Genomic DNA, 23,384 nt, shown 5'->3' with positions numbered 1-23,384 from the left:
CGGGCGGGCCGGGCCCGGACACGAGTCCGGGCCCGGCCCGTTCAGGTCAGCTCGCGCCGAGGTCGCTCAGCGCCCGCTCCGCGCCGCGGTGCAGCGGCACCGGGTCGGTCTTGCGGGCGTTGCCCAGCTCGATGCCCTTCGCCGCCGGGTTCGCCTGGGCCAGGGCGTCCTTGGAGTCAAAGACCGTCCGGGTGATCGCGCAGGCCACGTCGGCGTCCAGGTCGTCCCGCACCAGCAGCACGTTCGGCACCACGATGGTGGGCACGTCGGCCGGGGTCCGGTAGATGTCCTTGCCGATGGTGCCCGCCTGGTACGCCGGGTTCAGCTCGGCCATCTTCGGCAGCAGCGGGCTGATGTCGACGAACTTCACCTTGTCGCCGGACGTGGTGAACAGGTCGGTGACGCCGCCGGTCGGTACGCCGCCGGACCAGAAGAAGCCGTCGATGCTGCCGTCCTTCATGCCGTCGACGGTCTTGGTGAGGTCCAGCCGCTGCGCCTGGATGTCAGTGGCCGGGTCCAGCCCGGCGGCGGTGAGCAGGCGGTTGGCGATGACCTCGGTGCCGGACTTCGGCGAGCCGGTGGAGATCTTCTTGCCCTTCATGTCGGCCACCGACGTGATCCCCGCGTCGGCGCGGACCACCACCTGCGTGTAGTTGTCGTAGATCCGGGCCAGCGCCTTCACCGGCTGCGGCGCGGTGAAGCTCCCCTTGCCCTGCACCGCGTTGACGGCGGTGTCGAACAGCGAGAACGCCACGTCGTACTGGCCGGCGACGAGCTGCTCGACGTTCTGCACGGAGGCGCCGGTCTCGGCGGCCGTCCCGGTGAGCTTGCCGTCTGTGGTCTTGCTCAGCTCACCGGCGAGCGCGTTGCCGACCACGTAGTAGACGCCGGTGGCGTTTCCGGTGGCGATGCCGACCCGGGTGTCCTTGGTGACCTTGCAGCTGACCTCGCGGGCGGCGTCGTCCTTCGCCGCGCCGTCCTGACGGCCCCCGCAGCCGGCGGCACCGGCGGCGACCAGGACAAGTGCCCCGACACCCGCCACTATCCTCGCGTCGATCCGTCCCACTCTCTCTCCTCCCCAAGGTCCACGGATTCTTCGACCGCCGGGCGGCCGGGGTGTCCGGCGGCGCCACGTCGGACGTACACGCCCGCGACCGCGAGCGCGGCGAGTGCCGCGCCGATCGCCATGGGCAGCGGTTCCAGCCAGAGCAGCACCAGCCCGGCGATCGCCCCGACGATCCGCTCCGGCACGCCGGCCGGGCCCACACCGGGTAGCCAGCCGCCGGCCGCGACCGCCAGCACCGCGACGCCGAGCGCCGACACCAGGCCGGCCGTCACGATCCGCCCAGGCCCGCCGATGCCGAGCAGCCCGAGGCCGGTGGGCGTGATGACGAAGGCCAGCGGGATCAGGTACGCCGGCAGCGCGTACCGCAGGGTCTGCCACATGGTCGGCACCAGCCGGCCGCCGGTGACGGCCGCGGCGGCGACCGCGGCGAGCGCGGTCGGCGGCGAGACCTCGGACAGCACCGCGAAGTAGAAGACGAACATGGCCGCGGCGGGCGCCTCGACGCCCAGGTTCAGCAGCGCGGGGCCGATGATCACCCAGCCGATGACGAACGAGGCGGTGACCGGCACGGCGAGGCCGAGCAGGCTGAGCGCGACGGCGGCGAGCACCGCGGTCAGCGCCAGCACCACGGCCGGCTCCGAGCTGACCGCCTGCGCGCCGTCGATCAGCAGCGCGGCGGCCTGCGGCCCGAGGCCGGTCTTCGTGGTGGTGGCGGTGATGATGCCGGCCGCGGCGCAGACGGCGCTCACCGCGAGCACCCCGCGTACGCCGTCGCGCAGCGCCGCCACCAGCCTGGCCGGCGTGAGCCGGTGCCGGCGGTCCAGGAAGGACAGCGCCGCCGCGATCACAGTGGCGATGACCACCGCCCGCATCGCCGACGCGCCGAGCGCCAGCACCACGATGATCACGAGAAGCGAGAGGAAGTGGTAGCCGAAGCGGGCCAGCAGCCGCCACGCCGAGCCGGTGTCGATGACCACCGGGCGCACGCCCGAGCGCCGGGCGTCGATCTCGACGGAGAGCAGGATGCCCAGGTAGTAGAGGATCGTCGGCACCGTGGCCCAGCCGAGCACCTGGAGGTAGGACACGCCCAGGTACTCGGCGATGATGAACGCGGCGGCGCCCAGCGTCGGCGGCGACAGGATCGCCCCCACACCCGCGGCGGCGAGCATGCCGCCCGCCCGCTCGGCCGGGTAGCCGGCGCGGCGCAGGATCGGCCAGGTCACCGCGCCGATGCTGACTGTGGTGGCGGCGCCGGAGCCGGAGACCGTGCCGAGCAGGAAACCCGACGCGACCGCGGTACGCCCGGCGGCCGTCCGCGAGCGGCGGAACGCGGCGGCGGACAGCTCCACGAAGAACCGGCCCGCGCCGGACAGGTCGAGCACCGCGCCGTAGATCGTGAACAGCACGATGTACGAGGCGGCCACGTCCAGCGGGGTGCCGTAGAAGCCGCTGTCGGAGTTGTAGAACGCGTCCACGAGCTGCCCGAAGTCGAGCCCCGCGTGCGCCACCGGCCAGGACTGCGGCAGCAGGCCGCCGTAGTAGCCGTACCCCAGGAACAGCACGCACACCGCGGGCAGGATCCATCCGGTGGTACGCCGGCACGCCTCCAGCAGCAGGAGCAGCAGCCCGGTGCCGAACGCCACGTCCAGCGGATCCAGCAGGCCCTGCCGGTCGAGGAAGGCGTCGTACCCGCCGCCACCGGCACCGATGGTGACCGGCAGCACCGGGTAGAGGCAGACGACGAGCGCTGCGAGGGCCAGCAGCCAGTCCACGGGCGTGGGCCCGCGCCGGTCGTCCGCGTCGTCCGCGTCGGCCTTGGCGCGTCGCAGCCGCACCCCCGAGGGGTACGCGAGGAAAACCACCGGCAGGACGCCGGCCAGGAAGAAGATGAGGTAGTACTTGCTGCCCTGAGCCAGCGGGAAGAACACCTGCCAGAGCGTCAGCAGTCCGACCGCGACGGTGACGCCGGTGAAGAGGACCCCGACCGGGCCGGCGAGCACCCGTCCCGGTTTCTCCTCCTCGAACCGGGCCGCCAGTTCACGGGCGTCCCGGGTCTGGTCCGGGCTCTCGCCCTTGTCGCGGGTCTCGTCGTCCTTGTCGCGGGCTTCGTTCTCGTCCGGGGTGTGGTGATCGTCCGCAGTGTGCTGCTCGCCTGCGGTGTGGTGCGCTGCTCGGCTGTGGTGGTGCGTCTCGCCCGGCCCGTCGTCGGCCCACTCGGGCCCGGCGACGCTTCCGTCGTCCGGCGGCAGCGACACCACCTCGGCGTCCACGTCGGACCCCGGTCGTCCGCCGGACGGCGGCCGGGGTTTGGGGGGAGTCGCGTCGGAGGGGCGAACGGGCGGCACGAGGGGGCACGATACGCGAATAGCGCGCATGTTGGGAACATTGCCGATCATGATTGCAATGAGTGACGGAATGGAGCTTCGCTCATTCGCGTCGCATATTTCTTGAAACTGTTTCGCAATGGTGGGAGGTGGTCTCGCGCGACTCTCTCCCGATATCGCTTACAACGATGAACAATGGGCGTGCCCGTGATGCTTGTCGTCACGCAACGTGTCCACTCAGGTGGGTGCGTCTCCCGTGTCGGCTCGCGCGGGGGACGCCCGTCGCGCCGGGTCGTGCGCGCTCGTGCCTGCCGCGCTCACCCGGTGGGGAAGTGGCCGGAGAGTGTGTTCGCCGGCTCGCGTTTCCACGGTCATCTCCACTTTCCCGAGGTGGTGGCATCGGAGGACGGATCACGCGTCACTTCAGCGCCCCGGCCTCTGCCGCCCGTGCCCCGCGCTCTCGCTTCCGCGCACGCCAGTGATCGACCCTCGGTGAGTGGAACGTCATGGGTGCTTCCGGTCCCGTTTGACACCCATGATGTTCCACTCGTCGTGACGGTCGTCGAGATGGTGGCGATTGGTGGTCGCGGCGGAGCGGCGGCTCGCCAGGATTTCGGGCGGGGGAGTGGTGGGGTGCCGGTGGGAGCGCTGCCCACGCCTTCTTTGCTCTGCAGCCATCGGCGCACATGGTTACGGAGCGTGTCCGTCGCGCGCATGGCTGCAGAGCAAGCGGCGGCCAGCGGTGTGAACGTGCCGACGGGGGAGGCGGCGGCAGGGTGCGAGCAGTGGGGCGCGAGTGGGGGCGTGGGTGGGAGTCGAGGGCAGGGCTCGGCCGGGGGCCGGGCCGGCAGGGAAGGGGCGGGGACCGGTCGCCGGCGGTCGAGTGGCCGGTTTGCGGGTGCGGTGGTTATCGCTGCCCTCGTCAGGGCATGTCGTGCGGGACGACATGACGACGAGGAGGTGCCATGGCCGCCCGCGACGACGCCCACGACGTCCACGACGACACCCGTGACGGGCGCGAGGACGCCCCCACCATGCGCGACGACGCCCGCGCCGGGCAGGACCGGCCCGACGGGCGGAAGCACGCCGGGCCGGTGGGGCCGGACGACGGGCCGGACAGCCCGGCCGACCTGTCGGCGACGGGCTGGATGGCGACCCTCAAGCGGACCGTGCGGGAGTTCCAGGACGACAGCCTGACCGACTGGGCCGCCGCGCTCACCTACTACGGCGTGCTCTCCATCTTCCCGGGCGTACTGGTGCTGATCTCGGTGCTCGGCCTGCTCGGCGACCGGGCCACCGAGGGGGTACGGGACACCGTCGGGCAGGCCGTGCCGGAGGAGAACATCCGCCGCATCATCGAGAGCGCGATCGACCAGGCCGGCCAGTCCGGCGGGCTGGCGAGCATCGCGGCGATCGTCGGTCTGGTGGCGGCGTTCTGGTCGGCGTCCGGCTACGTCGCCGCGTTCATGCGCGCCTCGAACAGCATCTACGACGTGCCGGAGGGGCGGCCGATCTGGAAGACGCTGCCGGTACGCCTCGGTGTGACCGCGGTGATCGGCGTGATGCTGCTGATCAGCGCCGTGATCGTGGTGTTCACCGGCGGGCTGGCCGAGCAGGCCGGCAACGCGATCGGCCTGGGCGAGACCGCCGTGACGGTGTGGAACATCGCCAAGTGGCCGGTGCTGCTGGTGCTGGTGAGCCTGATGTTCGCGATCCTCTACTGGGCCTCGCCGAACGCCCGGCACGGCGGCTTCCGCTGGGTCAGCCCCGGCGGCGTGCTCGCGGTGGTGCTCTGGCTGGTCGTGTCCGGCCTGTTCGCGCTCTACGTGAGCAACTTCGGCTCGTACAACAAGACGTACGGCGCGGTGGCCGGCGTGATCATCTTCCTGGTGTGGCTCTGGCTGAGCAACGTCGCGATCCTGCTGGGTGCGGAGTTCGACGCCGAACTGGAGCGCAGCCGCGCCATCGCGGCGGGGCACCCGGCCGACGAGGAGCCCTACGTGGAGCTGCGCGACGACCGCAAGCTGCGCAAGAAGGGCCGCGCGCCCTCCCGCTGACCCGAGAACGCACCTGACCCGAGATCGTGTCGCCCCGCCCGGAAGTCGCCCGGGCGGGGCGTCACGTTTTCATGATCCGTAACTCGCTTTTGTTCGTATGGACAAAAGTTTGCATCAGGCGTGCCGAAGCTATGGACATGCGGCCCGGAAGGCTCCTACTGTGTCGGACACAACACCCAACGCCGATGCGGAGGTGACTGCCGGTGCGGACGGTCGACCCCCTGCACGTACGGCTTCTGCGACTGCTCCGGGACGAGGGCGCGGTGTCCCGCGCCGAACTCGGCGACCGGCTCCAGATGCCCCGCCCGCGCCTGCTCGCCGAGCTGGAACGCCTGGTTTCCCTCGGATACGTGGCCGAGGCCGGGCTGGCCGCCTCCCGGGGCGGGCGCCGTTCCACCCTCGTCGAGCTGAGCCCGCACCTGCGCTTCGCCGCCGTCGACCTGGGCGCCAGCTCGATCGACGTGGAGGTGGTGGACGGCCGGCTGGAGACGGTGGCCGCCTACACCGAGGCCGCCGACATCCGCTCCGGTCCGAAGGTGACGCTCCAGCGAGTGAACGAGCTGCTGCACAAGGCCAAGGTGGACGGCGCGTACGAGCGGCTCGACGCGGTGGGCATCGGCGTACCGGGGCCGGTGAGCTTCCGCGACGGCGTGCCGGTCTCCCCGCCGATCATGCCCGGATGGGACCGGTTCCCGGTCCGTGAACTGCTCACCCGCGAGCACGGCTGCCCGGCGGTGGTCGACAACGACGTCAACATCATGGCGATCGGTGAGCGGCACGGCGGCGTGGCCCACTCCGTCGACGACTTCCTGTTCATCAAGATCGGTACCGGCATCGGCTGCGGCATCTACCTGCACGGCGAGGTCTACCGCGGCACGGACGGCTGCGCCGGGGACATCGGCCACATCCAGGTCGACCCGAACGGTCCGATGTGTTCGTGCGGCAACGTCGGCTGCCTGGAGGCCGTGTTCAGCGGCGCCGCGCTGGCCCGGGAGGCGACAGTCGCGGCCCGCACCGAGGTGTCCCCGGCATTGGCCGAGCGGCTGGCGGCCCGGGGTGCGGTGACCGCGCTGGACGTGGCGCAGGGGGCGATCGAGGGGGACGTCACCTGCATCCAGCTCATCCGCGACGGCGGCCGGCGGGTCGGCAGCGTGCTGGCCGGGCTGGTCAGCTTCACCAACCCGTCGATGATCGTCATCGGCGGCGGGCTCGCCCAGCTCGGCCACATCCTGCTCGCCGAGATCCGCAGCGTTGTCTACCGCCGCTCGCTGCCGCTGGCCACCGGCAACCTGCCGGTCGTCCTGTCCGAGCTGGGCCCGCGCGCCGGCGTCGCCGGCGCGGCGGTGCTCGCAAGTGACCTCGCGTTCGGAGAAGCAGCATGAGCGAGATCGGACGGCCCGAGGCCCGGCCGCTCGTCGAGGCGCCCGCGGACGCCGTCGCGGGCGAGGTGGTCCTGCGCCTCACCGACGTGGTCAAGACGTTCCCGGGGGTACGCGCGCTCGACGGCGTGCAACTGGAGGTACGGGCCGGTGAGGTGCACTGCCTGCTGGGGCAGAACGGCGCCGGCAAGTCCACGCTCATCAAGGTGCTGGCCGGGGTGCACCGGCCGGACTCCGGCGAGGTGCTCTGGCGGGGCGAGCCGGCCTCGTTCGCCAACCCGCAGGCCGCCATGCGCGCCGGCATCGCCACCATCTACCAGGAACTCGACCTGGTCGACGACCTGTCGGTGGCGGAGAACGCGTTCCTCGGCCACGAGCCGCGCCGGTTCGGCTTCGTCCGGCGGGGGCTCATGGCCCGGCGTACCCGGCAGATCCTGGCCCGGCTCGGCCACCCGGAGATCCCGCCGGGACGGCTGGTGCGGCACCTGCCCGCCGCCGGCAAGCAGATCGTCAGCATGGCCCGGGCGCTGTCCCACGAGGCCCGGCTGATCATCATGGACGAGCCGAGCGCGGTGCTCGCCCACGACGAGGTGGCGAACCTGTTCCGGATCATCCGGGAACTCACCGCGCAGGGCATCGCGGTTATCTACATCTCGCACCGGCTGGAGGAGATCCGCGAGATCGGCGACCGGGTCACCGTACTCAAGGACGGCCGGACCACGGCGGCGAGCCTGCCGGCCCGCGAGACACCGACCCGCGACCTGGTCGCCCGGATGACCGGGCGGACCATCGAGTACGTCTTCCCGCAGCGCCCGGCCGACCACGGGGGCGGCGCGGAGCTGTTGCGGGTGGACGGGCTGACCCGGCCCGGCGAGTTCGCCGACGTCTCGCTCGGGGTCCGGGCGGGAGAGATCGTCGGCATCGCCGGGCTGGTCGGCTCGGGCCGGTCGGAGCTGCTGGAGACCATCTTCGGCGCGCGCCGGGCACACGCCGGGACGGTCCGGGTGAACGGCCGCGCGCTGCGCCCCGGGAGCGTGGGCGCGGCGGTACGGGCCGGGATGGGCATGGCACCGGAGGAGCGCAAGAGCCAGGCGCTGCTGCTCGGCGAACCGATCTACCGCAACGTCACGCTCGCCACGTTCAGCAGGTACGCCCGTCTCGGCTTCACCGACACCGGACGGGAACGCGCCGAGGCCGACCGGATCGCCGCGTCGCTGGAGTTGCGGCCCCGGGACGTACGCCGGCCGGTGCGCACGCTGTCCGGCGGCAACCAGCAGAAGGTGGTGGTCGGGCGGTGGCTGCTCGGTGACACCCGGCTGCTGCTGCTCGACGAGCCGACCCGGGGCGTGGACGTGGGCGCCCGCGCCGAGCTGTACCAGGTGATCCGCGATCTGGCCGCCCGTGGCGTCGGGGTGCTGCTGGTCTCCAGCGAGGTGCCCGAGGTGCTGGGCCTGGCCGACCGGGTGCTGGTGATGCGGGAGGGCCGGGTGGTCCGTGAGGCCCCGGCCGGCGAACTGGACGAGAACACCGTGCTCGACCTCGTCATGGCGGGGTCCCTCATGGAAGGCGCACCGGCATGAGCGAGCGACAGCGAGCGAATCATCGACACAGCGCCGGAGAGCCTCATGGCGGCGCCGCGCGAAGCGGGGCGCCGGCATGAGCGAAGCCACCGACACCTCGCTGCCCGCGCAGTCGCCGCCGGTGGAGCGGACGGAGACCGCGAAGGTCGACGCGCCGGCGAAGCTCTCCTGGTGGCGCGGCGACGGCGGGGAGGGCGTCAAGCGCAACCTCGGCCTGCTCGCCACGCTCGTCGTGCTGGTGGTCATCGGCATCCTGACCCGCCCCGACCTCTACGGCGACCCGAACTGGGTGTGGGGCAACACGCTCACCATCCTCAAGCTCGCCTCGGTGGTCGGCGTGGTCACCGTCGGCATGACGTTCGTGATCATCGGCGGGGGCATCGACCTGTCGGTCGGCGCGATCGTCGCGCTCGCCGGGGTCTGGTGCACCACAGTGGCGACGCAGAGCTACGGCGCGGGCGGCATGATCTTCACCGCGCTCACCGTCGGGCTCGCCGTCGGCGTGGTGAACGGGCTGCTCGTGTCGTACGGGCGGCTGGTGCCGTTCATCGCCACGCTGGCCATGCTCGTCGCCGCGCGAGGGCTGGCGGCGGAGATCTCCGACAAGCAGACCCAGGTGTCGGGCAACACATTCATCAACGGCATCGCCAGCACGAACGTGCTCGGCATCCCGCTGCTGGTCTACGTCCTGGTGGCGGTGGTGGCGGCCGGCTGGGTGCTGTTGAACCGCACCACGTTCGGCCGCCGTACGGTGGCGGTCGGCGGCAACCCGGAGGCGGCCCGGCTGGCCGGCATCAACGTCCGCCGGCACACCGTGATGCTCTACGCGCTGTCCGGTCTGTGCTGCGGCATCGCCGCGGTCATGCTGACCGCGCAGGCCACCTCCGCGCAGGCGGCGATGGCCAACCTCTACGAGCTGGACGCGATCGCCGCCGCGATCATCGGCGGCACGCTGCTCAGCGGCGGGCGGGGAACGATCATCGGCTCCCTGCTCGGGGTGATCATCTTCTCCACGATCACCAACCTGTTCGCCATCAACAACCTGTCCGCCGAGGCCCAGAACATGGTCAAGGGCGGCATCATCGTCGCCGCCGTCCTGGTCCAGCAGGTGCAGTTCGGCAGCCTCACCCAGTTCCTCGCCCGCAACCGGGCCACCACCACCTGACCCCACGCGCACACCCCGGCTGCCGTCGTACCGACGGTGGTCCGGCCCGCCACACCCGAAACCACCCCACCACCTCATCCCAGGAGGCGTCATGAGAACACCGCGCCATGACCTGTCCCGCCGCCGGCTGCTCTTCGGCGGGGCCGCCGTCTCCGCCGGGGTGCTGCTCGCCGGCTGCACCAGCAACGAGCAGAGCCCGACCGAGGCGCAGACCAAGGCGGCCGGTTCCGGCGCCAACACCGAGACGGGCAAGAAGGTGAGCATCGGCTTCTCCGCCCCCGCCGCCGACCACGGCTGGATCGCCGCGATCACCAACAACGCCAAGGCGCAGGCCGGGGCGTACCAGGACGTGGAGCTGAAGTCGGTCGAGGCCGGCGCGGACGCGGCGGCCCAGCGGGCGGCGCTGTCCACGCTGATCTCGCAGAAGCCCGACGTGATCGTGCTGCTGCCGCACGACGGCAAGGAGCTCAACGCGTTCGGCCTGGAGGCGATGAAGGCCGGCATCCCGGTGGTCAACCTGGACCGGGCCTTCCCGGACGCGCGCGCCTACCGGCTGCAGATCAAGGGCGACAACTACGGCATGGGGGTGGCCGCCGCCACCTACATCGCCGAGCAGCTCAAGGCCAAGGGCGTGAGCAACCCGGTGATCGGCGAGATCCCCGGCATCGAGTCGCTGGAGCTGACCCAGGAACGCTCGAAGGGGTTCGCCGACACGCTCGCCTCGTACGGGTTCAAGGTCGCCAACCGGCGGCCCGCGGAGTTCACAGTGGACAGCGGGCAGCAGGCCGCCACCGGCCTGTTCCAGGCGCTGCCGAAGATCGACGCGGTCTGGAACCACGACGACGACCAGGGCATCGGTGTGCTCGCGGCGGTCAACCAGGCCAACCGCAAGGAATTCATCATGGTCGGCGGCGCCGGCTCCAAGAAGGCCATGGAGGACATCGCCGCCGACAGCACCGTCCTCAAGGCCACAGTCACCTACAGCCCCTCGATGGCCTCCTCGGCCATCTCCCTGGCCCGCCTGATCGGCCAGGGCAAGGGCATGTCCGACCTGGTCGAACTCCAGGTACCGAAGGAGATCGTGCTCGCCTCCGAGACGATCACCAAGGAGAACGCGAGCGACTACCTGAAGCTCGGGTTCTGACACACGGGGGGAGACCCACCTTGTCCAGTCACGACAGCATCCTGCGGGTCGGCATGGTCGGCTACGCGTTCATGGGCGCCGCGCACTCCCAGGCGTGGCGCACCGTGAACCGGGTGTTCGACCTGCCGGCGCGGGTGCGGATGGCGCTCGTCTGCGGCCGCGACGAGCCGAAGGTGGCCGAAGCCGCCGACCGGCTCGGCTGGGACGGCTACACCACCGACTGGCGGCGGCTCGTCGAGTCCGACGAGATCGACGTGGTCGACATCTGCACACCGGGGGACAGTCACCGCGAGATCGCACTCGCCGCGCTCGCCGCAGGCAAGCACGTGCTGTGCGAGAAGCCGCTCGCGAACAGCGTCGCCGAGGCCCGCGAGATGACCGAGGCCGCGGCCCGGGCACGCGAGTCCGGCGTACGCGCGATGTGCGGCTTCAACTACCGGCGGGTGCCCGCTGTCGCCCTGATGCGGCAGCTGGTGGCCGACGGGCGGCTCGGCGAGATCCGGCACGTGCGGGCGACCTACCTCCAGGACTGGATCGTCGACCCGCAGTTCCCGCTGGTGTGGCGGTTGCAGAAGGACAGGGCGGGCTCCGGCGCGCTCGGTGACATCGGCGCGCACATCATCGACCTGACCCAGTACGTCACCGGTCAGCTGGTCAGCGGGGTCAGCGCGCTCACCGAGACGTTCGTGCGTCAGCGGCCCCTCGTCGCCGGGTCGAGCGGCCTGGCGGCGCAGGCCGACGGCAACGGCAGCGCCGTGGGGCCTGTGACAGTGGACGACGCGGCGGTGTTCGTGGCCCGGCTCGACGGGGGAGCGCTCGCCACGTACGAGGCGACCCGGTTCGCCACCGGCCGCAAGAACGCCCTGCGGGTCGAGATCAACGGCTCGCGCGGCAGCGTCGTGTTCGACCTGGAACGCCTCAACGAACTGGAGTTCCTGGACGCCACCCGGCCGGCCGCCGAGCAGGGCTTCAGCCGGATCCTGGTGACCGAGCCGGACCACCCGTACCTGGGTGCGTGGTGGCCGCCCGGCCACATCATCGGCTACGAGCACTCCTTCACCCACCAGGCGCGCGACTTCGTCGAGGCGGTCGCCACCGGCGCCGACCCGGCACCGTCGTTCGCCGACGCGCTTCAGGTCCAGCTCGTGCTCGACGCGGTGACCCGCTCGGCCGAGCGGGCCGCCTGGACGGAGGTGGAGCCCGCCCTGGCCGAAGCTTCCGCCTGACCCGAGGCGGGCCAGGCCCGCCCGACACTCACCGGCGCCGGCCGGCGAGGGCCCGTCGCGGTTGCGCCCCGCGGTGGGGACGAGGCCGGCTCCGGGGAGCGTGCCGCCGGTGTCCGCCGGCACGACCAGCACGGCCCTCCGGTGCGGCCGGACCGGGATTCCCCGGCCGCACCGGCGGACCGGCCTTACCTGGGGAGGTAGCGCGAATGCGTACGGGTGTCTGGCTGGTGGGTGCGCGGGGCTCGGTCGCCACCACCGCCGTGGTCGGGGGACTGGCCCTGCGGGCCGGGCTCACCGCGCCGACCGGCTGCGTGACCGAGCTGCCCGACGTGCGCGGGCCCGCCCTGCCGGGCTTCGCCGATCTCGTCTTCGGCGGCCACGACGTGGTCGCCACCCCGCTGACCAAACGCGCCGAGGCGCTCGCCGCCGCAGGGGTGCTGCCCGCCCGGCTGGCCGACGCCGTGGCACCCGACCTGGCCGCCGTCGAGGCGGCGCTGCGGCCCGCACCGGCCGAGGGCGACCAGGGCGAGCGGGTCGCCGCAGTGGTGCGCGACCTGACCGGGTTCCGGACCCGGCACGGGCTGGACCGGGTGGTGGTGGTGAACGTCGCCGCCACCGAACCGGCGCACGCACCGCATCCGGCCCACAGCGACCCGGCCGCGCTGCGCGACGCGCTGACCGGCCCGGCCGACGTGCTGCCGCCCAGCTCCGCGTACGCGTACGCGGCGTTCACCGCCGGCTGCCCGTACGTGGACTTCACCCCGTCCACAGGCGCCCGCCTGCCGGCCCTGGCCGCGCTCGCCGCCGAACGGAAGCTGCCGTACGCCGGGCACGACGGCAAGACCGGCGAGACGCTGCTCAAGTCGGTGCTCGCACCGATGTTCGCGATGCGGCACCTGGCCGTGCGCTCCTGGTCCGGCACGAACCTGCTCGGCGGCGGCGACGGTGCCACGCTCGCCGACCCGGCCGCCAACGCCGCGAAGGTGGGCAGCAAGCAGCGGGTGCTCGCCGAGACGCTCGGCTACCGTCCGCAGGGCCACACCCGGATCGAGTACGTCGAGGAACTCGGTGACTTCAAGACCGCCTGGGACCTGGTCACGTTCGCCGGCTTCCTGGGCACCGGCATGCGGATGGAGTTCACCTGGCACGGCTGCGACTCGGCGCTGGCCGCGCCGCTCGTGCTGGACCTGGCCCGGCTCACCGCCGCCGCCCACGCGGCCGGACGCGAGGGTCCGCTGACCGAGCTGGCGTTCTTCTTCAAGGACCCGCTCGGCGCGACCGGCCACGCGCTCGGTGACCAGTGGACGGTGCTGCGGGACTTCGCCGCCGGCCTGCACGCCCGGGTGACGCCGTGACCCGCCTGGCCGACCTGGCCGAGCTGGTGCGCGCGCCGGCCGCGCTCTCCGTCCCGGGGGATGTGCTCTCCGGCGCGGCGGCCGCCGGTGCGCTCGGCCCGCGCACACCGGCCCTGGCCGGCGCGTCGGTGCTGCTCTACTGGGCCGGGATGGCCGCCAACGACTGGGCGGACCGGCGGCTGGACGCGGTCGAGCGGCCGGATCGCCCGATCCCGTCCGGCCGGGTGCGCCCGTCGGTCGCGCTCGGCGTCGCGTCCGGCCTGAGCGCCGCCGGGCTCGCCGTCGCCACCGCCGCCGGAGGCCGCCGCGCGGCAGCGGTCGCGCTCCCACTCGCCGCGACGATCTGGGGGTACGACCTGCGCGCGAAGAACACCGCCGTCGGGCCTGCGGTGATGGCCGCCTGCCGAGGGCTGGACGTGCTGCTCGGCGCGTCCGGCGGCCGGGTGGTCCGGGCGCTGCCCGCCGCGTTCACAGTCGCCGCGCACACCTGGACCGTGACCGCGCTGTCCCGCCGCGAGGTGACCGGCGCGGACCGGCGTCTGCCCGGCCTCACACTGGCCGGCACCGCGCTGATCGCGCTCACCACCCCGGCCCGGCCCACCCCGTCCGCCACCGGCTCCGGCCGCAGCGGTGCCGGCCGCGCCGCCCGGCTCGGGGAGCTGGTGCCGGCGGTCCTCGCGGCCGGGTACGCCGCCCGTTACGGCCGGGCGCAGGCCCGGGTGCTCGCCGACCCGTCGCCGTCCCGGGTGCGGGCGGCGGTCGGTGCCGGGATCACCGGGCTGCCCGCGTTGCAGGGCGCGCTGACCGCCCGCGCCGGGGCCCGGCTGCTCGGCCTCGCCGTGGCCGGCGCCGCCCCGCTCGGCCGCCGCCTGGCCCGACTGATCTCACCGACATGACCGCCGCGCCGGCCACCCGGGCCGCCGCCAGCCTGCTGTCCGGGCCCGGTGCGCTGCGCTTCGGGTACGGCACCAACGGCTTCGCCAACCACCGGCTCGGCGACGCGCTGGCGGTGCTCGCCGACCTCGGGTACGTGGGCGTCGCGCTCACCCTCGACCACGACCACCTGGACCCGTTCGCCCTCGGCCTGGCCCGCCGGGTCGCCGCCGTACGCCGCCGGCTGGACGCGCTCGGGCTGGCGGTGGTGGTCGAGACCGGCGCCCGCTACCTGCTCGACCCGTGGCACAAGCACGCGCCGACGCTGCTGCACGACGATCCGGCCCGGCGGGTGGAGTTCCTGCGCCGGGCCGTCCGGATCGGCGCCGACCTGGGCGCGGAGGCGGTCTCCTTCTGGGCCGGCGTACGCCCGCCCGGCGTACCACCCGATGTCGCGGCCGACCGCCTGGTCGCGGGCTGCGCGACCGTCTGCGACGAGGCGGCGGAGGTGGGCGTGCCGCTGGGCTTCGAACCCGAGCCGGGCATGCTCGTGGAGGACGTCGCCGGGTGGTGGTGGCTGCGCGAGGCGCTCGGCGCGCCACCAGGCTTCGGCATCACGCTCGACATCGGACACTGCCGCTGCCTGGAGCCGCTGCCGGTGCCGCAGTGCGTGTCCGAGGTCGCCGCGCACCTGGTCAACGTGCAGATCGACGACATGCGCCGGGGCGTGCACGAGCACCTGGAGTTCGGCACCGGCGAGATCGACTTCCCGCCGGTGCTGCGCGCCCTGGCCGACGCCGGCTACCGCGGCCTGGTGGCAGTGGAACTGCCCCGGCACTCGCACGCCGCCCCAGCCGTCGCCGCCCGCTCACTGGACTTCCTGCGCACCGCCGCCTCGCGCGGCGAGGGGCGGTGACCCACCACCTTCCACCCGGCAGAGGGGAGACGGCATGACACCCGACCGACTGTGCGCCGCGCTTCGGGGCGTACCCGATCCGCAGTGGCTGGACGCGGCGCTGCGCCGCGTCGCGACCGAACCCACGGCGATCGGGCGGTTCTTCGCCACCGCCGCCCGGCGGTGCGGTCGTCTGCCGCTGCCCGACCCGCCGGGCTGGACGGCGGACGAGGCGGCCCGGGCGCTGCTGCTGACCGCGCTGCCGCACGGCCACGCCGCCGCCGCGGAGACGCTGTACCGGCAGGGCGACGCCGCCGAGAAACGCGCGGTGCTGCGCGCGCTGCCGCTGCTGCCGATCGGCGCGGAGTGCGTGCCGCTTCTGCACGACGCGATCCGCACCAACGACACCCGGCTGGTCGCCGCCGCGCTCGGCCCGTACGCCCGGCACCTGGAGCAGGCGACCTGGCGGCAGGCGGTGCTCAAGTGCGTGTTCACCGGCGTACCGCTCGCCGTGGTCGACGGCCTGCCGGAGCGGGCCGACGGCGAGCTGGCCCGGATGCTCGCCGCGTTCGCCGCCGAGCGGCACGCCGCCGGTCGCGACATGCCCGCCGACGCGGCCGACCTGCTGCGCCGGCTGACCATCCCCACCACGGAGGCGTGACATGCGCATCTTCGACCCGCACATCCACATGACGTCCCGCACCACAGACGACTACGAGCGGATGGCCGCCGCGGGTGTCCGCGCGGTGGTCGAGCCGGCGTTCTGGCTGGGCCAGCCGCGTACGAGCGTGGACAGCTTCGTGGACTACTTCGACTCGCTGATCGGGTGGGAGCCGTTCCGGGCCGGCCAGTTCGGCATCCGGCACCACGCCACAGTGGCGCTGAACCCGAAGGAGGCGAACGACCCGCGCTGCCGGCCGGTGCTCGACCTGCTGCCCCGCTACCTGGACAAGGACGGCGTGGTGGCGGTCGGCGAGATCGGCTACGACGCGATGACGCCGGCCGAGGACGCCGCACTGGCCGGGCAGCTCGCCCTGGCCGTCGCGCACGACCTGCCCGCACTGGTGCACACGCCGCACCGGGACAAGGCGCGCGGCGTCGAGCGGACGCTCGCGGTGGTCACCGAGTCGGGCATCCCGCCCGGGCGGGTGCTGGTCGACCACCTCAACGAGGTGACAGTGGAGCTGGTCCGGGACACCGGCTGCTGGCTGGGCTTCTCGATCTATCCGGAGACCAAGATGTCGCCGCCGCGCATGGTGGAGCTGCTGAAGCGGTACGGCACCGAGCGGATGCTGGTGAACTCGGCGGCCGACTGGGGCCGCTCGGATCCGCTGCTGACCCGGGCCACCGGGGAGGCGATGCTGCTGGCCGGGTTCGACGCCGACGACGTGGACCGGGTGCTGTGGCGCAACCCGGTCGAGTTCTACGGCCAGTCCGGCCGGCTCGACCTGACCGACCTGGAGGCCGCAGACCCCACCTTCGCCGGCAACTCGATCGCGCGCGGGGGGCAGTGATGCGGCTGCGTCACGCCGACGGCACGGTCGTCCACCTCGGCTACTGCACGAACGTCCACCCGGCCGAGGATTTGCCGGGCATCGTCGCCCAGCTCGACACGTACGCGGTGGCGGTGCGCCGGGCACTCGACGCCGACCGGCTCGGGCTCGGGCTCTGGCTGGCCGCGCCGGTGGCCGCCGCGCTCGCCGCCGACCCGCCGGCCCGCCGGCGGCTGCGGCACGAGCTGACCGTACGCGGGCTGGAGGTGGTCACGCTCAACGGCTTCCCGTACGCCGCGTTCCAGGCCCCGGTGGTGAAGGGCGCGGTGTACCACCCGGACTGGACCAGGCCGCAGCGGTCGGCGTACACGCTGGACCTGGCCCGGGTGCTCGCCGACCTGCTGCCCGACGACGCCGTCCGGGGCTCGATCTCGACGCTGCCGATCGCCTGGCGCACCCCGTGGGACGCCGCGCGTGCCGCCACCGCCCGGCGCCGGCTGGACGCGCTGGCCGACGGGCTGGCCGCCGTGCAGCGGGAGACCGGCCGGGTGATCCGGGTCGGCTTCGAACCGGAACCGGGCTGCCTGGTGGAGTCGACGGGACAAGCACGCGAGGTATTCTCAGACATGGATACCGACCGGCTCGGGATCTGCCTGGATCTCGCGCACCTGGCGTGTGCCTGGGAGCAGCCGGCGGATGCCCTGGCCGGGCTGCGTGCCGCCGGGCTGCCGGTGGTCAAGGTCCAGGTGTCAGCGGCGATCGAGGCGCCCGACCCGGCCGGGGCGAGCGCGGCGCTGCACCGTTTCGTCGAACCGAGGTTCCTGCACCAGACCCGGGCCGCCGGTTGCGCCGGCGCCGCCGATCCGGCCGATCCGGCGTACGCGGCCGACGACCTCGACGCCGCACTGGACGCGCGGCTGCCGGGGGCGTGGCGGGTGCACTACCACGTGCCGTTGCACGCCCCGCCCGAGCCGCCGCTGCGCTCCACCGTGCCGGTGCTGCGCGAGGCGCTTGCCGCGTTTTACGCCGGTCCGGTCGCCGGCTGCGACCACCTCGACGTCGAGACGTACACCTGGGGGGTGCTGCCGGAGGCGCGGCGGCCGCGCGGTGACGCGGAGCTCGCCGCCGGCATCGCCGCCGAGCTGGCGTTCGCCCGCGACGAGCTGACCGCGCTCGGCCTGGCCGACGGCGGCGCGCAGGGTGCTCCGGGTCCGCGGGCGGCGGAAGGCGTGCCCTCGTGAGCCGGCGGCTGGTGGTGCTCGACGTGGTCGGGCTGACGCCGCGGCTGCTGGCGCACATGCCCCGGCTGCGCGCGGTGGCCGAAGCCGGGTTCGCCGCCGAGCTGGGCACCGTGCTGCCGGCGGTGACCTGCTCGGCGCAGTCCACGTTCCTCACCGGTGAGCTGCCCTCCGGGCACGGCGTGGTGGGCAACGGCTGGTACTTCCGCGACCTGGGCGAGGTGCTGCTCTGGCGGCAGCACAATGCCCTCGTCGGCGGCGAGAAGGTGTGGCAGGCGGCCCGCCGCGTCGAGCCGGGCTACCGGGTGGCGAACGTCTGCTGGTGGTACGCGATGGGCGCGGACGTGGACTGGACGGTCACGCCGCGCCCGGTCTACCACGCCGACGGCTGCAAGGAGCCGGACTGCTGGACCGACCCGCCCGAGCTGCGGGACACGCTCACCGACGCGCTCGGCACGTTCCCGCTGTTCAGCTACTGGGGTCCGGGGGCCGGGCTGCCGTCCTCGGCGTGGATCAGCCGGGCCGCGCAGCGCATCCTCACCGACCATGCCCCCGACCTGACCCTGGTCTACCTGCCGCACCTGGACTACGACCTGCAACGCTTCGGCCCGTCCGGTCCGGAGGCCGCCGTCGCGGCGGCCGAACTGGACACCGTGCTCGGTCCGCTGCTGGACGCCGCGCGCGAGCAGGGAGCCACAGTGCTGGCGTTGTCCGAGTACGGCATCACCGACGTGTCCCGCCCGGTGGACGTGAACCGGATGCTGCGCGCCGAAGGGCTGTTGCGGGTCTACACCCAGGCCGGGATGGAATACCTCGACCCGTGGACGTCACGGGCGTTCGCGGTGGCCGACCACCAGGTGGCGCACGTCTACGTCAGGGATCCGGCGGACGTGCCGGTGGTGGCGAAGCTCTGCGCCGCGCTTCCGGGCGTGGCCGAGGCGCTCGACGCCGCCGGGCAGGCCGGGTACGGGCTGGATCACCCCCGATCGGGTGAGCTGGTGCTGGTGGCCGAGCCGGACGCCTGGTTCACGTACTACTACTGGCTCGACGACGCGCGGGCGCCCGACTTCGCCCGGCTGGTGGAGATCCACCGCAAGCCCGGCTACGACCCGGCGGAGCTGTTCTTCGACCCGGCCGCGCCGGGTGCGGCGAAGCGCCGCGCGGCGGTGGCGCTGGCCCGCAAGAAGCTCGGGCTGCGCTACCTGATGTCCGTGGTGGGGCTGGACGCGGGCGCGCGGGCGGTACGTGGTTCACACGGGCGCCTGCCCGCCGACCCGGCGGACGGCCCGGTGCTGATCTGCTCCGACCGGGCCGCGATCCGGCCCCGGGTGGAGGCCACCGATGTGAAGGCGTTGCTGCTCGAACTCGCCGGACTGGCCAGGGAGGCACCATGACCGTAACCGTCGCACCGACCGATCCGGCCCTGCTGCGGGGCCGCTTCGACGCCGCGCTAGCCGCGTTCCTGGACGCGAGAGAGCCGGATCGGCCGGACGACGGTACGGGGGCCGTCCACACCGCTGTGCGCTGGTTCGTCCTGGCCGGCGGCAAGCGGATGCGGCCGTTGTTCTGTTACTGGGGCTGGCGGGGGTTCGGTGGCCCGGACGGCCCGTCGATCGTGACCGCCGCCGCCTCGCTGGAGCTGTTCCACGCGTTCGCGCTGATCCACGACGACATCGTGGACCGCAGCGACCGCCGCCGGGGCGCGCCGACGCTGCACCGGTTCTTCGCCGACCTGCACACCCGCTCCGGCCGGCCGGGCGACCCGGCGGCGTACGGGCGGCAGGCGGCGCTGCTCTGCGGGGATCTCTGCGCCACCTGGTCGGCGCAGATGTTCCACGGATGCGGGCTGCCGCCCGAGCGGCTGCGCCGGGGGCACGTGCTGCTGGCCCGGATGCGCTCGGAGGTGATCGCGGGGGAGTACCTGGACGTGGTCGGGGCGGCCGGGGACGGCTCGGTGGCGAGCGCGCTCACCGTGGTACGGCTGAAGACGGCCCGCTACACGGTGACCCGTCCGGTGCAGATCGGCGCCGCGCTCGCCGGTGCCCCACCGGAGGAGGTGGCGGCACTGGCCGGCTTCGGCGATCCGCTCGGTGACGCGTTCCAGCTGCGCGACGATCTGCTCGGCGTGTTCGGTGATCCGGCGGTGACCGGCAAGTCCAACCTGGACGACCTGCGGGAGGGCAAGCCGACGGTGCTGCTGGCGCTGGCCCGGGCGTCCGCCTCCCCGGCCGGCGCGGCCCGGCTGGAGGAGCTGGTCGGCGATCGGGAACTCGATCAGGCGGGCGCGGCCGAGGTGCGGGGCATCGTCGAGGAGTCCGGCGCCCGGGAGGCGGTGGAGCGGATGATCCGCACCCGGGCCGACGCGGCGCTCGTCGCGCTGGAGGCGCTACCACTGGCGGAACCGGCGCGACAGGTGCTGGCGGCGCTCGCGGAGCGGGCGGTCGACCGCCATGAGTGACACCTACTTTTGTCGCTGAGCGGCGAAAGTCAAAGCCGATCGATCAGAAGCTATGGACAGGCTGATCGAAAGGTCTTAATGTCGTGCACAGCACAACGCTGTTTCGCCGAGGTGATCGCCCCGCACCAGATCGCCCCGCACCGCCCGCCTCGGCGAGGTGACCTCCGGCCCTGACCGGAGGTCGCGGCCCGCCGACCTCCCGGCGGGCCGGCGCAGCATCCCCCTGCTCGGCATCCGGCGCGACGCGCGCCCGGTCCTGGCTGCGCGCGTCAGGAAGGGACAGCACAGCATGTCCAGCCACCACCACCCCCGTGCCCGACGACCGTTCGCCGCTGCCGCAGCGCTGCTGCTCGCGGCCACCGCCGGCACCGTCACAGTGGCCGCGGCGTCCGTTCCGGCGTCCGCCCACCCGATCTCCGCGAGCGACTTCCAGCAGGTCGAACTCGCCCGCGGTGTCGCCGAGACCGGCGAACCGATGTCGCTCGCGGTGCTGCCCGACCGGTCGGTCCTGCACACCGCCCGCAACGGCACGCTGCGCCGCACCGACGCGGCCGGCGCCACCACTGTCATCGGCACGCTGCCGGTCTACACCCACGACGAGGAAGGGCTCCAGGGCGTCGGCGTCGACCCCGGCTTCGCCTCCAACCGGCACATCTACCTCTACTACGCGCCGCCGCTGTCCACCCCGGCCGGCGACGCGCCCGCCACCGGCACCGACTTCTCCGCCTGGCAGGGCGTCAACCGGCTGTCCCGATTCACGCTCAACGCCGACTTCACGCTCAACCAGGCCAGCAAGGTCGACGTGCTCGACGTACCGGCCGACCGGGGGCTGTGCTGCCACGTCGGCGGCGACATCGACTTCGACGCCGCAGGCAACCTCTACCTGTCCACCGGCGACGACACCAACCCGTTCGACTCGGCCGGCTACGCGCCGATCGACGAGCGCACCAACCGCAACCCCGGGTACGACGCGCAGCGCAGCGCCGGCAACACAAACGACCTGCGGGGCAAGATCCTGCGGATCAAGGTGAACGCCAACGGCACGTACTCGATCCCGGCCGGCAACCTCTTCGCGCCCGGCACCGCGCGGACCCGCCCGGAGATCTACGCGATGGGCTTCCGCAACCCGTTCCGGATCAGCGTCGACAAGGCCACCGGTGTCGTCTACGTGGGCGACTACGGGCCGGACGCCGGCACCACCACCGCCCGCGGCCCGTCCGGGCAGGTCGAGTTCAACCGGGTCACCGGGCCGGGCAACTACGGCTGGCCGTACTGCACCGGCACCAACACGGCTGCCGAGACGTACGCCGAGTGGGACTTCGCCACCGGCACCGCCGGCGCGAAGTTCAACTGCACCGGCGGCCCGGCGAACAACTCGTTCCGCAACACCGGCCTGGCCACGCTGCCGGCGGCGAAGCCGTCCTGGATCCGCTACGCCGGCGACGCCGGCAGCCCGCCCGAGTTCGGCGGCGGCTCCGAGTCGCCGATGGGCGGCCCGGTCTACCGGTACGACGCGGCGAACCCCTCCACCACCAAGTTCCCGCAGTCGTTCGACGGGCAGTTCTTCGCCACCGAGTTCGGCCGGGGCTGGATCAAGCCGATCCACGTCAACGCCGACGGCTCACCCGGCACCATCGACAGCTTCCCGTGGACCGGCAAGCAGGTGATGGACTCGGCGTTCGGCCCGGACGGCGCGTACTACGTGCTCGACTACGGCACCGGCTACTTCAACGGCGACGCCAACTCGGCGCTGTACCGCTTCGACTACCTGGGCGGCGCCAACCGCGCCCCGGTGGCCCGTGCCGCCGCCGACCGGACCTCCGGCGCCGCGCCGCTCGCGGTGGCGTTCTCCTCGGCCGGCTCGTCCGACCCGGAGGGTGGCGCGCTGACGTACGCCTGGACGTTCGGCGACGGTGGCACCTCCACCGCGGCGAACCCGTCGCACACCTTCACCGCCAACGGCAGGTACACCGCCACGCTCACCGTCCGCGACCCGCAGGGCGCCACCGGCACCGCGAGCGTGACTGTCACAGTGGGCAACACCGCGCCGACGGTGGTCATCGAGACGCCCGGCAACGGCAAGCTGTTCTCCTTCGGCGACACCGTGCCGTTCCGGATCACCGTCACCGACCCGGAGGACGCCACGATCGACTGCACGAAGGTCAAGATGACCTACGTGCTCGGCCACGACCAGCACGGCCACCAGATCACCTCGGCGACCGGCTGCACCGGCTCGATCGCCGTACCCGTCGACGGTGAGCACGACGACGCGGCGAACATCTTCGCCGTCTTCGACGCCGAGTACACCGACTCCGGCGGCCTCACCACGCACACCCAGCACACGCTCCAGCCCCGGCACCGGCAGGCCGAGCACTTCAGGACGTCGTCCGGGATCAACACGTTCGACAAGGCCACCGCCGAGGGCGGCAGGACCGTCGGCGACATCCACAACGGCGACTGGATCGCGTTCCAGCCGTATCTGCTGGCCGACGCCACCGGGTTCACCGCCCGGGTCTCCTCCGCCGGAGCCGGCGGCACGCTCCAGGTGCGGGCCGGCTCGGCCACCGGCACCGTGCTCGGCTCGGCCACCGTCCCGGTCACCGGCGCCTGGGACACGTTCACCACAGTCACCGGCACGATCGCCAACCCGCCGTCCGGCACCACCACGCTCTACCTGACGTTCGCCGGTGGCACCGGGGCGCTCTACGACCTGGACGCGTTCACGCTCACCACGTCGGCGGTCCGCACCGGCCCGGTCAAGGGCCTGGCCGGCAAGTGCCTGGACGTGCGCAACGCCGCCACCGCCGACGGCACCCAGATCCAGCTCTACACCTGCAACGGCACGACGGCGCAGTCGTGGACCGTGACGCCGAACGCCACGGTGAAGGCGCTCGGCAAGTGCCTGGACGTGTCCGGTGGCGGCAGCGCGGACGGCACGAAGATCCAGCTCTACGCGTGCAACGGCACCGGCGCGCAGAACTGGTCCGCGCAGGCCGACGGGACGCTGCGTAACCCGCAGTCGGGCAAGTGCCTGGACGTGTCCGGCAACAACTCGGCCGACGGCACGGCGGTGCACCTGTGGACCTGCACCGGCGCGGCGAACCAGCGCTGGACCCTGCCGTGAGGATGAA

Annotated in this window: 17 protein-coding genes; 15 read left to right on the top strand and 2 right to left on the bottom strand. The window is 73.1% G+C overall.

The features are described from left to right. Positions 1-46 precede the first annotated feature (46 nt). Positions 47-1,066, bottom strand: a complete 1,020-nt coding sequence (locus IRY44_RS22990) for a TAXI family TRAP transporter solute-binding subunit (protein ID WP_194802306.1) — start codon at positions 1,064-1,066, stop codon at positions 47-49. Continuing rightward, the gene (locus tag IRY44_RS22985) at positions 1,042-3,336 is read right to left on the bottom strand and encodes a TRAP transporter fused permease subunit (protein ID WP_194802305.1); all 2,295 of its coding nucleotides are present in this window, start codon (positions 3,334-3,336) and stop codon (positions 1,042-1,044) included. Before IRY44_RS22985 ends, IRY44_RS22990 begins: the two co-directional genes overlap by 25 nt. Before the next feature lie 1,019 nt (positions 3,337-4,355). Between IRY44_RS22985 and IRY44_RS22980 the strand changes: the two genes are divergently transcribed. The 15 genes from IRY44_RS22980 (at position 4,356) to IRY44_RS22910 (ending at position 23,377) form a co-directional block, all read left to right on the top strand. Beyond that, positions 4,356-5,447: a YihY/virulence factor BrkB family protein gene (locus tag IRY44_RS22980; RefSeq protein ID WP_194802304.1), complete on the top strand. Its 1,092-nt coding sequence runs from the start codon at positions 4,356-4,358 to the stop codon at positions 5,445-5,447. Positions 5,448-5,650: 203 nt separating this feature from the next. Continuing rightward, complete coding sequence (locus tag IRY44_RS22975; protein ID WP_194802303.1) at positions 5,651-6,829, top strand: ROK family protein; 1,179 nt, start codon at positions 5,651-5,653, stop codon at positions 6,827-6,829. Next, a complete protein-coding gene (locus IRY44_RS22970) occupies positions 6,826-8,406 on the top strand; it encodes a sugar ABC transporter ATP-binding protein (protein WP_194802302.1) in 1,581 nt (526 codons plus the stop codon). The genes IRY44_RS22975 and IRY44_RS22970 overlap by 4 nt, the downstream gene beginning before the upstream one ends. Positions 8,407-8,482: 76 nt before the next feature. Continuing rightward, entirely contained in the window at positions 8,483-9,571 is a 1,089-nt protein-coding gene (locus IRY44_RS22965) for an ABC transporter permease (protein ID WP_194802301.1), read from the top strand. Positions 9,572-9,662: 91 nt separating this feature from the next. Further along, entirely contained in the window at positions 9,663-10,715 is a 1,053-nt protein-coding gene (locus tag IRY44_RS22960) for a substrate-binding domain-containing protein (RefSeq protein ID WP_194802300.1), read from the top strand. Positions 10,716-10,768: 53 nt separating this feature from the next. Next, positions 10,769-11,941: a Gfo/Idh/MocA family protein gene (locus tag IRY44_RS22955; protein ID WP_370584995.1), complete on the top strand. Its 1,173-nt coding sequence runs from the start codon at positions 10,769-10,771 to the stop codon at positions 11,939-11,941. 206 nt (positions 11,942-12,147) lie between these two features. Beyond that, positions 12,148-13,296, top strand: a complete 1,149-nt coding sequence (locus IRY44_RS22950) for an inositol-3-phosphate synthase (protein WP_194802298.1) — start codon at positions 12,148-12,150, stop codon at positions 13,294-13,296. Beyond that, entirely contained in the window at positions 13,293-14,192 is a 900-nt protein-coding gene (locus IRY44_RS22945) for an SCO3242 family prenyltransferase (protein ID WP_194802297.1), read from the top strand. The genes IRY44_RS22950 and IRY44_RS22945 overlap by 4 nt, the downstream gene beginning before the upstream one ends. Continuing rightward, positions 14,189-15,085: a sugar phosphate isomerase/epimerase gene (locus IRY44_RS22940; RefSeq protein WP_194802296.1), complete on the top strand. Its 897-nt coding sequence runs from the start codon at positions 14,189-14,191 to the stop codon at positions 15,083-15,085. Before IRY44_RS22945 ends, IRY44_RS22940 begins: the two co-directional genes overlap by 4 nt. 34 nt (positions 15,086-15,119) lie before the next feature. Beyond that, on the top strand, positions 15,120-15,725 hold the full coding sequence (locus IRY44_RS22935; RefSeq protein WP_194802295.1) for an EboA domain-containing protein: 606 nt from the start codon (positions 15,120-15,122) through the stop codon (positions 15,723-15,725). A gap of 1 nt (position 15,726) precedes the next feature. Next, positions 15,727-16,578 carry a TatD family hydrolase gene (locus IRY44_RS22930; protein ID WP_194802294.1) on the top strand — a complete coding sequence of 284 codons (852 nt, stop codon included), beginning with the start codon at positions 15,727-15,729 and terminating at the stop codon, positions 16,576-16,578. Continuing rightward, on the top strand, positions 16,578-17,798 hold the full coding sequence (gene eboE / locus IRY44_RS22925; protein WP_194802293.1) for a metabolite traffic protein EboE: 1,221 nt from the start codon (positions 16,578-16,580) through the stop codon (positions 17,796-17,798). Before IRY44_RS22930 ends, eboE begins: the two co-directional genes overlap by 1 nt. Further along, positions 17,795-19,189, top strand: a complete 1,395-nt coding sequence (locus IRY44_RS22920; RefSeq protein ID WP_194802292.1) for a nucleotide pyrophosphatase/phosphodiesterase family protein — start codon at positions 17,795-17,797, stop codon at positions 19,187-19,189. Before eboE ends, IRY44_RS22920 begins: the two co-directional genes overlap by 4 nt. Continuing rightward, complete coding sequence (locus tag IRY44_RS22915; protein ID WP_194802291.1) at positions 19,186-20,253, top strand: polyprenyl synthetase family protein; 1,068 nt, start codon at positions 19,186-19,188, stop codon at positions 20,251-20,253. Before IRY44_RS22920 ends, IRY44_RS22915 begins: the two co-directional genes overlap by 4 nt. A 289-nt stretch (positions 20,254-20,542) precedes the next feature. Continuing rightward, on the top strand, positions 20,543-23,377 hold the full coding sequence (locus IRY44_RS22910) for an RICIN domain-containing protein (RefSeq protein WP_194802290.1): 2,835 nt from the start codon (positions 20,543-20,545) through the stop codon (positions 23,375-23,377). The last annotated feature ends 7 nt before the right edge of the window (positions 23,378-23,384 follow it).

The sequence above is a fragment of the Micromonospora sp. ANENR4 genome (assembly GCF_015354395.1).
Classification (GTDB): Bacteria; Actinomycetota; Actinomycetes; order Mycobacteriales; family Micromonosporaceae; genus Micromonospora; species Micromonospora aurantiaca.
The sequence above is the reverse complement of the archived record's forward strand: the minus strand, read 5'-3'. Positions and strand labels throughout refer to the sequence as shown.

What these genes read in the sequence shown, in the direction of transcription:
- IRY44_RS22930 (WP_194802294.1), top strand. Translation starts at nt 15,727, where the DNA reads ATGCGCATCTTCGACCCGCACATCCACATGACGTCCCGCACCACAGAC.
- IRY44_RS22910 (WP_194802290.1), top strand. Translation starts at nt 20,543, where the DNA reads ATGTCCAGCCACCACCACCCCCGTGCCCGACGACCGTTCGCCGCTGCC.
- IRY44_RS22915 (WP_194802291.1), top strand. Translation starts at nt 19,186, where the DNA reads ATGACCGTAACCGTCGCACCGACCGATCCGGCCCTGCTGCGGGGCCGC.
- IRY44_RS22960 (WP_194802300.1), top strand. Translation starts at nt 9,663, where the DNA reads ATGAGAACACCGCGCCATGACCTGTCCCGCCGCCGGCTGCTCTTCGGC.
- IRY44_RS22965 (WP_194802301.1), top strand. Translation starts at nt 8,483, where the DNA reads ATGAGCGAAGCCACCGACACCTCGCTGCCCGCGCAGTCGCCGCCGGTG.
- IRY44_RS22955 (WP_370584995.1), top strand. Translation starts at nt 10,769, where the DNA reads ATGGTCGGCTACGCGTTCATGGGCGCCGCGCACTCCCAGGCGTGGCGC.
- IRY44_RS22950 (WP_194802298.1), top strand. Translation starts at nt 12,148, where the DNA reads ATGCGTACGGGTGTCTGGCTGGTGGGTGCGCGGGGCTCGGTCGCCACC.
- IRY44_RS22980 (WP_194802304.1), top strand. Translation starts at nt 4,356, where the DNA reads ATGGCCGCCCGCGACGACGCCCACGACGTCCACGACGACACCCGTGAC.
- IRY44_RS22940 (WP_194802296.1), top strand. Translation starts at nt 14,189, where the DNA reads ATGACCGCCGCGCCGGCCACCCGGGCCGCCGCCAGCCTGCTGTCCGGG.
- IRY44_RS22935 (WP_194802295.1), top strand. Translation starts at nt 15,120, where the DNA reads ATGACACCCGACCGACTGTGCGCCGCGCTTCGGGGCGTACCCGATCCG.
- eboE (WP_194802293.1), top strand. Translation starts at nt 16,578, where the DNA reads ATGCGGCTGCGTCACGCCGACGGCACGGTCGTCCACCTCGGCTACTGC.
- IRY44_RS22970 (WP_194802302.1), top strand. Translation starts at nt 6,826, where the DNA reads ATGAGCGAGATCGGACGGCCCGAGGCCCGGCCGCTCGTCGAGGCGCCC.